Genomic DNA, 12,895 nt, shown 5'->3' with positions numbered 1-12,895 from the left:
CGGCTTGCTTTTCAAGGCCTTTGCCCTTGAAAAGACTTGGCATGCGCGAATTTTTCCCTTAGAAAGCGCATCAAATCTGCTTAACAAATAAACGAATGCACCATTGTGCATAAAATTTAGGCATACCCCGAGGAAGGATAAGAAGCAGCATCCATTGGATGCTTTTCAAGAAAAAGGCTAACACCTTAATTTTATTGATTTTTTTGAAAATAGATGATTTGGGCTGGATGGCACAACTCTTGCGACAAAGATAAAGCAAATGCAAACGCGCCGGTCGCGCTATGCCATACCGTCTGGAAGGAAAAAATATGTATAGAAAACACCTAATCGCACTCACCGCCTTCTGCATGGCAGCCACCTCGGGTGCCGCCATCGCACAGGAAGACGCGGCAATGGCCGAAGAAACGAAGGCATACAGCCTGTCCGCCAACGTTGCCCTGACCTCGGATTACATGTTCCGCGGCCTGTCCCAAGTGGATGGCGAGCCGACCGTTCAAGGCGGCATCGACTTTGGCTATGACCTGGACGGCCCGGCCGATATTTACCTCGGCATCTGGGGTTCCGGCGTGGACTTCACGGACGCGACAGAAGAATTCGACATTTATGGCGGCCTGACCGGCGAGATCGAAGGCATCTCCTGGGATGCGGGTTTCATCTGGTACCTCTATCCCGGTGCCGACAGCGCCCTCAACTATGACTTCGTGGAAGCCGCCTTCAGCCTTGGCTACGACTTTGGGCCCTACGCGGTTTCCGCAGGCCTCAACTATTCGCCGGAATATTTCGGTGACAGCGGCGATGCCTTTTACTGGGCCGGTGGCGTTGATGTGCCCCTGCCGGAAGGTTTTGGCCTTGGTGTCCACGTCGGCTATCAGAGCATCGACAAAAATGCCAATTTCGGTCAGCCAGATTATCTGGACTGGAGCGTGACGGTCTCGAAGGAATTTGAGGGCCTGGACTTCAGCCTTGCCTACATCGACACAGACATTTCCGAAGGCGCCTGTGGTGACGTCTGCGACACGAAGGTCGTCGGAACGATCTCCAAATCCTTCTAAGTCCCAAAGACCAGGGGGGCACCCCCCCAGGCTGTGGGCCGTAAATAGCAAAACCCCGTCACCCAATCCGGTGGCGGGGTTTTTTGCGCGCCTGTTTCAGCCTTTAAAAACCGACAAACTTCGTAAACTCGGGAACCGGAGCACGTTCCGTCTGCAACTGGTTTTCAGGTGCCGTTTCATCGATGTAGCCAAGGGACATCCCGCAAATGACGGCCTCGTCCTCGGGAATGTTCAAATGCTTGCGAAGGATGTTGTGATAGGAGGCCCATGCCGCCTGCGGACAGCTCTGAATGCCTTTTACCAGCGCCATCAGCATGATGTTCTCGATAAACATGCCGTAATCAAGCCAGCTGCCGATTTCGAGGCGCTTGTCGATCGTAAAGAACAGGCCGACGGGCGCTCCAAAAAATTCATAATTGCGTCCCTGCTGCGCCCGCATACCCGTTTTGTTTTCTTTCTCCAGCCCCAGAATGCCATATAGGTCGATTCCGATCTTTTTGCGCCGCGACAGATAGGGTTCCGGCCAGTCGTCCGGATAATATTTATGTTCCGGCACATGCCGTTCATTTTCCGTATCGCGGCAATGGAGGGTTTCCCGGGTCAGCGCCTCTTTCTTTTCGCCGCTGACCACATAGACTTTCCAGGGCTGCATATTCGTCCCGCTTGGTGCCCGTGCCGAAAGGTCCAGAATCTCGGCGATTGTTTCTTTTGCAATCGGCGTTGGAAGAAACGCGCGCACCGACCGCCTGGTCAAAATTGCTTCAATCACATCCATCTTCAAAATTCCCCGTCTTATTCAGGCCACCTAAACCGTACCCGCCAAAAGCCGGGGGCCAACCGCCCCATCGGTTCTGGCTTCCAGGACTAGCGAATTTTGCGTTTATGGAGCGTGCAGGAAAAGGACGCAAGGGTGATGGCCCGTTTGCCTTCATTCCCTTAAAGTAGCCGGACAAACGCAACCGATGCGCCATGGCAGCAAGGCTCCGTGGCAGCGAGGCGCCATGAACGTTTTTTTCTTCGTCGTCGTCCTCATCTCTTTTCTGGTCGCCGCCTGGCGGGAAGTGGGCTGGACGTCCGCTGTGCCGGATGCCCTTTCCCCAATGGCCACCCTGGCCGCCGGCATGATCGAAAAAGCGGCGGACGCGGTCACCCTCTCAATCGGCCTCGTCGGCGTCATGGCGCTTTTCCTTGGGCTGATGAAAGTCGCCGAGGAAGGCGGCTTGCTGGCCATCATCGCGCGCACGGTGCGGCCCCTGATGGTGCATCTTTTTCCCGATGTGCCCGCCAACCACCCGGCAATGGGGGCGATGATCCTGAACATGTCGGCGAACGCGCTGGGCCTTGGCAATGCCGCCACCCCCTTTGGCATTCGCGCCATGCAGGAACTGGACAAGCTCAACCCCCACAAGGGCACGGCGACAAACGCCATGGCACTTTTTCTTGCCATCAACACGTCCAGCGTGACGCTTCTGCCAACCGGCGTGATTGCGCTTCGCGCCGCCGCAGGCTCGACCGACCCGGCCGGTATCCTGCCGACAACCCTGGTGGCGACCATCTGTTCGACGACAATTGCCATCCTGGCGGCAAAGCTCTACCAGCGCTTTTCCGCAATCCCGGCACCGACGGCCCTGCAAGACCCGGCACCTGAGGCAACGCCTGCGGCAACGCCCGAAGTACTGCCGGAAATGGCGGACGACTCCTATCCCGGATGGGTCTCTGCCCTTGTGCTGGTCGGCATCGCCGGACTTGTGCCCCTGACCATTATCTGGGGCAAGGCGATCTCACCCTGGATTATCCCGGGGCTGATGGTGCTGCTGCTTGGTTTTGGCTTCCTACGCGGCGTGCGTATTTACGAAGCCTTCGTCGATGGCGCGCGGGATGGGTTCAAGGTCGCCGTGCGCATCATCCCCTATCTCGTCGCCATCCTGGTCGCCGTCGGCATGTTGCAGGCCAGCGGCACGATGGCGCTGCTGGTCGACGCCGCCGGCCCCATCACTGCGGCCTTCGGCCTGCCCCCCGAGGCTCTGCCGATGGCAGTGCTGCGCCCGCTTTCCGGATCCGGTGCTTATGGTATCCTAGCGGCGATCATTCAGGACCCGGCCATCGGGCCGGACAGCTACACAGGCTATCTGGTCAGCACCTTCCAGGGCTCGACGGAAACAACCTTCTATGTGCTGGCCGTCTATTTCGGCGCCGTCCAGATACGCCGCGTGCGCCACGCCCTGGCGGCAGCGCTGACAGCCGATATCGCCGGCATCGCCGCTGCCATTGCCATCTGCCTGCTACTTTTCGGATAATCAAGCAAACGACACAGAAAGGAAAAAATCATGTTGCAGACAATCGGGCAAATTCTACCCACAAGCGCTGCGCGTTTCGGCGACAAGACGGCGCTGATCTTCGAGGGCCGATCGTTCAGCTACAACGAACTGGAACAGCTCTCGAACCGGCTTGCAAACGGCTTGCGCGACCTTGGCATCGGCGCGCGCGACTGCGTTTCGATCTATGGCCCGAATTGCTGGGAATGGCTGGTCGCCTACCACGCCATCGCCAAGATCGGCGCCGTGCTGAACCCCATCAACGTCATGCTGACTCCAGAAGAAGTCGTCTTTGTCGTCAATGACTGCAAGGCACGCGCGTTGATCGCGTCCGCCGACAAGGGCGAAGCCGTCCTAGACAAAAAAGGTGCGACACCCCTCGACAATGTCATCCTGTTCGGCGGCAAGGGAAAGGCCCCCGCCGGCACGCTTTGTTTCGAGGACATGATCGCCCAGGGCAAGCCGGATTTCGAGCCCGTCCTCGTCGCCCCGGAGGCACTTTCAACCATCGGCTACACGTCTGGCACCACCGGCCATCCAAAGGGTGCCATGCAAAGCCACCGTTCCGTGCTGATGAACTTGGCCCTGACCGCAAACATGCACGTCAAGACGGCGGCCGATACGGTGGTAACGGCCCTTCCCTGCCCGCATGTTTACGGAAACATCGTTGTCAACGGCGCATTTTTTACCGGCATGACGGTGGTTCTGCTGTCGCGCTTCGATGAAAAAGAAACCCTCGATGCGATTCAGACCCACAAGGCCACCCTGTTTGAGGGCGTGCCGACGATGTACATGTACATGCTGAACAGCCCCGAACTGGCAAAGCACGATGTTTCTTCCCTCACGCGCTGCACGGTCGGCGGCCAGACGATGCCGGTCGCAAAAATGGAAGAAGTCGAGGAACACTTCGGCTGTCCGCTGCTTGAACTCTGGGGCATGACCGAACTTGCCGGGGCGGCCACCACAAATACTTTCTATGGCGAAAACCGCCACGGTTCGATCGGGCTGCCGCTGCCGGGCACCCAAGTCCGCATCGCCGACGTCGAAGACGCCACCAAAAGCCTTGGCCCGGGCGAGGTAGGCGAACTAATGGTCAAGGGGCCGCTCGTCATGCTGGGCTATTATGGGAATGCGCAAGCGACGAAAGACGCCATCGAACCGGACGGTTGGATGCACACCGGCGACGTCGGCAAGATGGATGAAGGCGGCTATCTCTATATCGTCGATCGCCGCAAGGATATGATCCTGACGGGCGGGTTTAACATCTACCCAGCCGAACTCGAACGTGTGATCGCCGCCCACCCCGCCGTCGCCATGGTCGCCGTCGGCGGCCAACCGGACGCGACGAAAGGCGAAATCGCAAAGGCCTATATCGTGCTGCGTGACGGCGTGCAGGCCGATGCCGACGCGATCCGTGCCTATTGCCGCGAGCACATGGCCGCCTACAAGGTGCCAAAACGCGTGCAATTCGTCGATGATTTTCCAAAAACAAGCACCGGCAAGATCATGCGGCGCAAGCTAAAGACCCTCGACCCGCCCGAGGAACGGGAAAGCACCAGCTAGCGAGGCTACCCGCTAACGGGATGAATTCGCCGGACCCACCGGAATTTTCAAGTAAGAAACGCCGTTCGCTTCCTTTGGCGGAAAGTCGCCCGCGCGCATATTGATCTGAATTGCAGGAATCATCAGCCTTGGTGCCGCCAGCGTCTTGTCGCGCGTCTGCCGAAGTTTCACGAAAGCATCCTTCGAGACGCCTTCGCGAATATGGATGTTCTTCTTGCGTTGCTCTGCCAGGGACGTCTCCCAGACAAAATCCTTCCGTCCGGGCGCACCGTAATCGTGGCACAGGAACAGGCGCGTCTCCGGCGGCAGCTCCGTATAAAGACGATGGATTGAATCGTAAAGCGCGCCGGCGTCCCCGCCTGGAAAATCCGTTCGCGCAGTTCCGTAATCCGTCATGAACAGCGTGTCGCCAACAAACGCGGCATCGCCAACGACGTAGGTGATGCAGGCCAGCGTATGGCCCGGCGTGGCAAGGAYRCRGSCTTCCATTTCACCAATCTGAAAAAYCTCGCCATCCTTGAACAGRYGGTCGAATTGCGAGCCGTCCGYCTTGAATTCKGCCTCGGCRTTGTAAAARCCCTTRAAGAAAGCCTGCACTTTCACCGTGCCTTCGCCGATGCCTATCGGGGCGTTTAACTGCTCTTGGAGATAGGCGCTGGCCGTCAGGTGATCGGCGTGGACATGCGTCTCCAATATCCACGCCACCTTCAGGTTCTTTTCGCGGACAAAGGCAAGAATTTTGTCAGCCGAAAGAGTTGAATATTTCCCGAAATCCGGATCGTAATCCAGAACCGGATCGAGGATCGCGGCCCCGCCGGTTTGTGGGTCCGAAATAACGTAAGAGACCGTATAGGTCGCGTCATCGAAGAAGCCCTTGATGTCCGCTTTCATGGCGATCCCCTCTCCGTTTTGTTAGCATTCCCTAAATTAGCAAGGTTGAATATAAAGAAGCCAGAAGTCGCCGCCAACGATATGCTACGGGGCTACTGGGCTACGGACCCTTGGGTCGAAAAGGAGGCAAATCGTGCCGCAAACGAAAGATGAACGCATCAAGGAAATTGACGCTGCAACGATAAAAGCATGGCTTGAAAAAGGCGAAGCAGTGCTGGTTGACGTCCGTGAGGCAGGGGAACATGCGCAAGCCTGCATTCCCGGCGCCGTTCTTCACCCCCTTTCCAGCTTCAATCCCTTTCAACTGCCAAGCCATGAAGAAAAAACACTGGTTCTTCATTGCGCTGCCGGCGTGCGTTCCCTGCAGGCGGCCGAGCTTTGCCTCGCGGCCGGCTTTGAGAAAATCACCCATGTGAAGGGTGGTATCAAAGCCTGGCAGGAAGCCGGTTTCGAAACCGAAAAAGGCTCAAAAACGTAAATAGGACGGCAAGATGCGGGATATCGCGATCCTCCTTCCGATATGGCTACCCCTTTGCCTGCTTTTGCTGGCTCTGGCGTTGCCTTTGCAGCAACGGTTTTTTTCCCAGCCTCCGGCGGCAACGTCCCATGTGACCGCCTTTCCGGTCGCCAGCCTTGGCCTTTTGCTGGCCATCCTTGCCGTCCTCGCTGTGACCTTCAGCCTATGGGCGAGCGGACGCAGCCACCCCAATCTCATCGGCGGGTCGCTTCCATGGAACGATGCCGCGAGCTATTTTCGCGGGGCAAATGCCCTGCTGGACAGCGGCGAGCTTACATCCTGGAGCCAACGCCGCCCGATCTACACGTCGCTTCTCGCCGGCTTTCTTTCCCTTAGCGGACGAGATTTGCAGCTTGCCCTTCTTTTACAAGGCGCGCTTGTGGGTGCGGTGGCCTTTTTTACGGCCCGCGTCGCCACACGCCAGATGGGCGTCGTCGCGGGCCTGCTTGTTTTCGCCCTGCTCTTTTCCTTTGCCCACGAGCATGCACCAATCACGATGACCGAGAACGCGGGCTTTCTTTTCGGTGCTCTTGGAATTGCCTTTCTCTGGATGGCCATTGAAAAAAAGCATGCCGGCTGGTTTGCGGCGGCGGGCCTGCTGTTGATGACAGGCCTGATGGCGCGGGCAGGCGCCTTTCTGGTGATCCCGTTTCTTTTCCTTGCGATCGGCTTTGCCTTTCGACACCAGCGCCGAACGGCCATCACCTGCGCGCTTGGATTTCTCGTCGGCATTCTCCTCGCGATCCTCCTGAACCAGGCAATTTATTGGTATGCCGGTAGCAACGAAACCATGCCCTTTTCGAATTTCAGCTATACCCTCTATGGCCTTGCCGTGGGCGGCAAAGGCTGGCAACAGATCTACACCGACTACCCAGCCATTTTTCAGAGCGGTGAAGGCATTGTATCCCAGAAAATTTATATGCTTACCTTCGAACATATGGTTGAAAACCCCCTCGATTTCGTCATCGGCTATGCAAAAGGCTTGCCGCACATGGCCCAGGTTCTTTTCGGTTTTGTGCCTTATTCCCTGCCCGTGCCGAAGCCATTTGCCATATTTTTTATCCTCCTCTGGCTAACCGGCCTATGGACTGCTTTTCGCAATCGCCAGAAACCCCACGCGCTTTTCCTGCTTGCCGCAACGGCAGGTGCCGTTCTATCGGCACCCTTCCTTGCCGATGTCGATAGCCGTATCTATGCCGCAACGATCCCTTTTGATGCGTTTCTTGTCTGCCTTGGCTTCTCGACAATCGCCGCGTGGCAGATGCGAAATCAAAAAAGAACGCCCCCGATACCAGCAGCAACGCCCGGCCTTTCCGCCCAGTTGATCGGCATGGCGGGCATCTTGCTGGCACTCACCCTTGCCGGCACCTTCCTGTTTCCAAAGCTGAAGGCCGAAGCCCTGCCGGGCCTGACATGCGGCAAGGCGGAAATACCGATCGTGCTTCGCCTGGGCAGCGAATCTCCCCTTGTTGCCCTGCGCGCCAATCCCCCCCTAACCTTTTTTCCACCACAGCCACGCCATCAGGATTTCACAGCCCTGCTTCGTCGCGAGGTCCACCTTTGGGAAAAGCTGAAGCAATTGCCACCAGAAACCATCCTCATTGAAGGCTACGAAAAACAGCGGAAAGGCCATAGCGGCTCCGCCTGGATCGCCTGGCAGACAGAAGACCTGCCGCCACGGGGCAGCCTTGTCGGCTTCTGCCTGAAACCAGGGCCGCATCCACTGCTTGGCCCGACCTTTCGTGAACCGGCAAGCGTCCGGGTGCTGGAGTAAAAACGAAAGCCGTCCCTACGCCAGCGAAAAGCCACACGGGATTTCCCCCGGACAGTCGGATGGTCTAAAATTACCGGATGAGGCAAAATCGGCGCATTGGGCCTGGTGTCTTTCTTCTCTGCTACGCATTCTTGCTTGCAACTTCCGTCGCCACCGCCGAGGAAGATCGCGGCACTTACAACCTTCTGATCGAAAACGACCGCTTCGTAAACACGGACCGGCATTACACGCACGGCACGCGCCTTTCCTGGCTTTCGCCCGCTAATGACGTTCCGGAATGGTCGCGGAAAATCGCCGGACACCTGCCCCTTTTTGCCACATCCGGCACGTTGCGCATCGGCTATGGGCTGGGACAAAGTATCTTTACACCCGAAGACACGAACGCCCGATCGCTTATCCCGGGGGATCGCCCCTATGCGGGCTGGCTTTATGCCTCGCTCTCCCTCGTCTCCGATACGGGTCAACGGCTGGACAGCATCGAACTTGACCTCGGCATGGTAGGGCCGGCGTCCCTGGGACGGCACGTTCAAAACAGCTTCCACGAGTTGATCGGCGTCAGCCGTTCGAATGGCTGGGACAATCAACTCGGCAACGAACCCGGCGTCGTCCTCTATTTCGAGCGCAAGTGGCGGAAACTGAAAGAATTTTCCGCCCACGGCCTGGGCATCGACCTAACACCCCATGTTGGGGGAAGCGTCGGCAACGTGTTTACCTATTTGGCCAGCGGCTTCGCGATCCGCCTTGGCGAAAACCTGCCAAGCGATTATGGCCCGCCCCGCATTCGCCCTTCCCTGCCCGGCACCGGCTTCTTCGTGCCCCAGGATGGGTTCGGCTGGTATCTTTTTGCTGGTGCCGAAACCCGCCTGATCGCGCGCAACATCTTTCTTGATGGCAACAGCTTTTCCAACAGCCACGACGTTTCCAAGAAAACCCTGGTCGGCGATTTCCAGATCGGGGTGGCGCTTACCTTTCGCAGGGCTCGCATTACCTTCAGCCAAATCTTCCGCACGCGTGAGTTTCACGGCCAGTCCCAGGCGGACCGGTTCGGCGCCATCAGCCTTTCGGTGACGTTTTAAAATGTGTCGATGCCACTACTATTTCTGTTTCCACGCGCTAAATATAAGGTGCATGCCTTAGCAATCCCGTATTCTCATAGAAGGTGGTACAATTATCTAAATCTGCCCCAACACAACAGGCCCCGTCTCGTTAAGACATTTTTTGGAGGAAAGAACGCATGGAACTTCCGTTGCAGATTACCTTTCGAAACATGGACCCATCGGAATCGGTGGAAACAAACGTCCGGGAAAAAGCCATAAAGCTCGAACGTTTATCCGATCGCATTACAAGCTGCCGCGTCGTCATCGAAGCGCCGCATCGCCACCATCAAAAGGGCAAGCTCTACAATGTGCGAATCGATATCTCCATTCCCGGCAAGGAACTTGTCGTCAATCATAATGGGCCAAAAAATCATGCGCATGAGGACGTTTATGTCGCAATCCGGGACGCCTTCAGCGCAGCGGTCCGGCAATTGGAGGACCATGTGCAAAAAAACAACCCGAAAAAACAGAAATCGCACACCGCTTCTTGAACCTCGCCGCAATCTAGCGGAAACCGCCTGCGCTTAAGCGTCAGGTGGTGGCGTCAAAATTCGCTGCTCGTTTGGAAGGCCTATCTTGCCAAAATGGCTCAGAAGCTTGTCTGAAGGCTGAAGAAAAACCGCATGCTGTTGTCGCCCTCGGTGAAGACACGTCGCGTCAGCGGTAGCGCAACCTCGAAATTCGCCGTCATGGTTTCATAAATCCATGTCCGGACCCCGGCCCCAGCCGAACTCAGCGAACGCTGGCGCCCATCATTGTCCCAAACCGCCCCAAGGTCATAGAAGCCATAGAGCTGATATCTCTTCACAATATTCCACGCAACGGAGCGGCCATATTGAAGCTCCAAGATGCCCCCCACGCCATCAACCCCGGTCAATTCGGATGGATCATAGGCGCGGCCAAAACGGGTGCCGCCGAGGCGGAATTCTTCGGCTGAGAGAAGGGCATGGGCGGATTTCTGGCCAGCGACGAAGAGGCTCAAGCCCCATCTGTTCGTGATTTTTTGATAACGGTACATGTCCGCCGTTATCTTCGTAAAATCACTGCGTCCGCGAAACCGCGAAAGATTAAGCGCGCCTTCTTTCGATTCGTCAAAGATTTTAAGCCCCTGGCTAAACTCCAGACCGATTTGGTTCGTGCCCCCGTGTTCGCTCCCGAGAAGCGTGTCGCCAAAGTAATAGCGCCCGCCAAGTCGAAGCACCCGAAGATGATCGTCAAAGGTCTCAACGCCCAGCTGTTCCTCGTCAGCGTTCAGATAGTCAAACCGCCCATGAATATAGAGGCTTTCCGCCCGCGAACGGATCAAGGGATGCTGCACTTCGATGCTTAGGCGCGTGCCGGTGCTTTCCAGGCCAAAGATTTCAAGATCGGCACCAGAATCAACAAAACTTTGCGACCCCGAAAGAATGACCTTCGTCCCTTGGGAACCAATCGACTGTTCATGGCGGATCGCGAAATAAAGAAGCTCCTCCGGCGTATCCGGAATCGTATAAAAGGTAAGCTGCGTCCGTTCGAGCAAACCAAAAATCGAGTTGAGATCCACGGTGACGTAGCCCTGCAATCGCCCGACATCTGGCGTGCCTCGATTGTCAAGACCGGCATAGCCCTCCACCGGGTTGTGGTGAAGGGTTAGGTGGAGTTCGTAGGTTCCCGCTTCCTCATCCAGCGGGCGTAAGGCGGAACGCATCCACAACCCCGGCAGATCGTTCAGAAGAAGGATTGTACGTTCAAGCGCCGAAAGGGTCGTGGGGCGAACGTCTGTCAGGTTCGCCGCATGGCGCGCAAGCAAGGCCTCGCCGCCCGGCGCGTCTCCATCAAAGACAACGCGCTCGACATAGCCTTCGATAATACGGACGCGCAGGACACCTTCATCCAGACTTTGGGGAGGGGCCACCGCCCGGGAAAGCACATAGCCCGCCTTGTGATATTTTTCCGTAATCGCCGCAAGAAGGGCTTCGACATCGCCAAGCGAAATCGCGCGCGCCAGGCTGTCCGCGTACAGTTCCGCAAATTCCGAGGGCTCAAACACGGTTGCGCCTGTAACTTCAATTTTTTCAAGAACAAAGGTGTCCACCCCCTCCGCAGGCGCAGGTGCCACCACGATCTCCGGCGTTTCGATCGCATCGATTTCAGTCGGCAGCCGTTTGGGCAGAACCAGCCGTTTTTCGATCTGGCCCACCTCGGAGGAAGGCCGGCTCTGCTGTGCCAGCGCCCCGACAGGCGCAATCAGCACTGCCAAAATGCAAAAAGCGATCAGGCAGCGAGAAAAAAATGATTTTTCTCTGTTAACGAAACATCGCCCATTTTTCCCGGCTTGGTTAACACGCGTTCGCTCCTTGCAGACTTTTCAATGAATTCCAGTCACTAGATATTAACTAGAATTAAAAAAACATTAATAGAAACATTTTTAAATAAATTAGCGAAAAAACACAAATAAATCCGAAACGAAACCTATTGAAACTTTCTCTTAATTCGACGGTTATTGGAGCCAGTGTAAAAGAGATGGAAGTTTAGAGGAATAGGACGATGCAAAATCCGGGACAAAATTCAGGCAAAAAATTCGCGCGCTTCGCCTTCTTGGCGGCCTTCGTATTTGCCGGTTTTGGTGCCATGTCGGGAATTGCTGCCGCTGGCGATCAAAACACCGAAAATCGTGAAGGCGCCCCCACCACCCAGGCGGAGAATATCGCCGGCTTGGCAGGAAGCAATTGGCAAGGACATCTCAAATCCTCCGCGAACGCGGCTCTCGAGAAGGCCGGGCAGATCACGCTCGCCTCCCTGAATGCGCGCCGTGATCCGAACGCGTCGCAGCCAAAAGCCTGGTCGATCACAAATTACATCGGCGATGTCCGGGTTCGAATCGCCACCGGCGCGACCTGGAAACCGCTGGCGAAAACAACAACCCGCATCGCCCCCGGCATGCAGGTGAAAACCGGCGCCAATGGCCGGTTTGTCCTGAAACAGGGCAAGGACGTGATCACCGTTTCGTCGAACAGTGAAATCGAAATTCCGACGAAGGGAAGCGACAGCATTTTCCAATCCCTTGGCAAGGTGCTGTTCGACATGGATCGGCGGCCGGAACGGCGTTTTTCCGTCGGCACCCCTTATCTCGCAGCCGTCATCAAAGGCACCATCTTTACGGTAAATGTCGACGCGCTGGGTAGTTCCGTCGACGTGCACGAAGGGGCCGTACAGGTCGCCTCGTTGAAAGGCGGCAATATCACGATCATTCGTCCCGGCCAAAGGGCGACTGTCGATTCAAAAGGCCGTGGCCAGATTACCGTTGGAAAAGGCAAAGGCAAAATTCATCGAATTAAATCGACGCTCGGGGCCAAACGGATTGACGCTGCTTTCGTAACCGCGGGACTCGTTGCCAATTGGAACCCGAAGGGCGGCTCCGGAAATAGCCGCTCCAGCAAAGGCAGCAAAGGGAAAGGCAACAACGTCAATAGTGGCAAGAACGGCCTCAGCAATAACAATGCCGGCGGCGGCAATCCCGGCGGTGGCAATCCCGGCGGCGGCAATCCCAGTGGTGGAAACGCTGGTGGTGGAAATGCCGGTGGTGGAAATGCCGGTGGTGGAAATGCCGGTGGTGGAAACGCTGGTGGTGGAAACGGAAACGGAAATGGCAAAGGATAAACTTTACGCTGTTGCCTCGTCAGGCAACCCATCTTCCCTTAAGAGCC

At 56.7% G+C, this 12,895-nt stretch carries 12 protein-coding genes; 8 read left to right on the top strand and 4 right to left on the bottom strand.

Going from position 1 to position 12,895, the window contains the following annotated elements; genetic code table 11:
• Positions 1-70: 70 nt before the first annotated feature.
• Positions 71-265 carry a hypothetical protein gene (locus COA65_00825; GenBank protein ID PCJ61536.1) on the bottom strand — a complete coding sequence of 65 codons (195 nt, stop codon included), beginning with the start codon at positions 263-265 and terminating at the stop codon, positions 71-73.
• 16 nt (positions 266-281) lie between these two features.
• Here COA65_00825 and COA65_00820 point away from each other — a divergent pair, with 16 nt between their 5' ends.
• On the top strand, positions 282-1,052 hold the full coding sequence (locus COA65_00820; GenBank protein PCJ61535.1) for a hypothetical protein: 771 nt from the start codon (positions 282-284) through the stop codon (positions 1,050-1,052).
• A 103-nt stretch (positions 1,053-1,155) separates the two neighbouring features.
• Here COA65_00820 and COA65_00815 read toward each other — a convergent pair whose 3' ends face one another.
• Positions 1,156-1,827: a nitrobenzoate reductase gene (locus tag COA65_00815; protein ID PCJ61534.1), complete on the bottom strand. Its 672-nt coding sequence runs from the start codon at positions 1,825-1,827 to the stop codon at positions 1,156-1,158.
• Positions 1,828-2,053: 226 nt separating this feature from the next.
• Between COA65_00815 and COA65_00810 the strand changes: the two genes are divergently transcribed.
• Positions 2,054-3,349, top strand: a complete 1,296-nt coding sequence (locus tag COA65_00810) for a spore maturation protein (GenBank protein PCJ61752.1) — start codon at positions 2,054-2,056, stop codon at positions 3,347-3,349.
• A gap of 30 nt (positions 3,350-3,379) precedes the next feature.
• The gene (locus COA65_00805) at positions 3,380-4,930 is read left to right on the top strand and encodes an acyl-CoA synthase (GenBank protein ID PCJ61533.1); all 1,551 of its coding nucleotides are present in this window, start codon (positions 3,380-3,382) and stop codon (positions 4,928-4,930) included.
• A gap of 12 nt (positions 4,931-4,942) precedes the next feature.
• Here COA65_00805 and COA65_00800 read toward each other — a convergent pair whose 3' ends face one another.
• A complete protein-coding gene (locus COA65_00800) occupies positions 4,943-5,821 on the bottom strand; it encodes an MBL fold metallo-hydrolase (protein PCJ61532.1) in 879 nt (292 codons plus the stop codon).
• 79 nt (positions 5,822-5,900) lie between these two features.
• On the opposite strand from COA65_00800, the gene COA65_00795 reads away from it, so the two are divergent.
• From COA65_00795 to COA65_00780, 4 genes are all read left to right on the top strand, one after another.
• On the top strand, positions 5,901-6,299 hold the full coding sequence (locus COA65_00795; protein PCJ61531.1) for a hypothetical protein: 399 nt from the start codon (positions 5,901-5,903) through the stop codon (positions 6,297-6,299).
• A gap of 85 nt (positions 6,300-6,384) precedes the next feature.
• Positions 6,385-8,112: a hypothetical protein gene (locus tag COA65_00790; GenBank protein PCJ61530.1), complete on the top strand. Its 1,728-nt coding sequence runs from the start codon at positions 6,385-6,387 to the stop codon at positions 8,110-8,112.
• Positions 8,113-8,189: 77 nt separating this feature from the next.
• Complete coding sequence (locus tag COA65_00785; protein ID PCJ61529.1) at positions 8,190-9,188, top strand: hypothetical protein; 999 nt, start codon at positions 8,190-8,192, stop codon at positions 9,186-9,188.
• Positions 9,189-9,346: 158 nt separating this feature from the next.
• The gene (locus tag COA65_00780; protein PCJ61528.1) at positions 9,347-9,700 is read left to right on the top strand and encodes an RNA polymerase subunit sigma-54; all 354 of its coding nucleotides are present in this window, start codon (positions 9,347-9,349) and stop codon (positions 9,698-9,700) included.
• A 98-nt stretch (positions 9,701-9,798) separates the two neighbouring features.
• Here COA65_00780 and COA65_00775 read toward each other — a convergent pair whose 3' ends face one another.
• The gene (locus COA65_00775) at positions 9,799-11,466 is read right to left on the bottom strand and encodes a hypothetical protein (protein PCJ61527.1); all 1,668 of its coding nucleotides are present in this window, start codon (positions 11,464-11,466) and stop codon (positions 9,799-9,801) included.
• A gap of 269 nt (positions 11,467-11,735) precedes the next feature.
• Here COA65_00775 and COA65_00770 point away from each other — a divergent pair, with 269 nt between their 5' ends.
• On the top strand, positions 11,736-12,848 hold the full coding sequence (locus tag COA65_00770; protein ID PCJ61526.1) for a hypothetical protein: 1,113 nt from the start codon (positions 11,736-11,738) through the stop codon (positions 12,846-12,848).
• Positions 12,849-12,895 lie beyond the last annotated feature (47 nt).

The organism is Rhodospirillaceae bacterium (genome assembly GCA_002746255.1).
Taxonomy (GTDB): domain Bacteria; phylum Pseudomonadota; class Alphaproteobacteria.
The sequence above is the reverse complement of the archived record's forward strand: the minus strand, read 5'-3'. Positions and strand labels throughout refer to the sequence as shown.

Bases quoted from the DNA above. Each gene is read 5' to 3' on its own strand.
- COA65_00820 (PCJ61535.1), top strand. From the start codon at position 282: ATGCCATACCGTCTGGAAGGAAAAAATATGTATAGAAAACACCTAATC.
- COA65_00815 (PCJ61534.1), bottom strand. From the start codon at position 1,827: ATGGATGTGATTGAAGCAATTTTGACCAGGCGGTCGGTGCGCGCGTTT.
- COA65_00810 (PCJ61752.1), top strand. From the start codon at position 2,054: ATGAACGTTTTTTTCTTCGTCGTCGTCCTCATCTCTTTTCTGGTCGCC.
- COA65_00805 (PCJ61533.1), top strand. From the start codon at position 3,380: ATGTTGCAGACAATCGGGCAAATTCTACCCACAAGCGCTGCGCGTTTC.
- COA65_00785 (PCJ61529.1), top strand. From the start codon at position 8,190: ATGAGGCAAAATCGGCGCATTGGGCCTGGTGTCTTTCTTCTCTGCTAC.
- COA65_00780 (PCJ61528.1), top strand. From the start codon at position 9,347: ATGGAACTTCCGTTGCAGATTACCTTTCGAAACATGGACCCATCGGAA.
- COA65_00770 (PCJ61526.1), top strand. From the start codon at position 11,736: ATGCAAAATCCGGGACAAAATTCAGGCAAAAAATTCGCGCGCTTCGCC.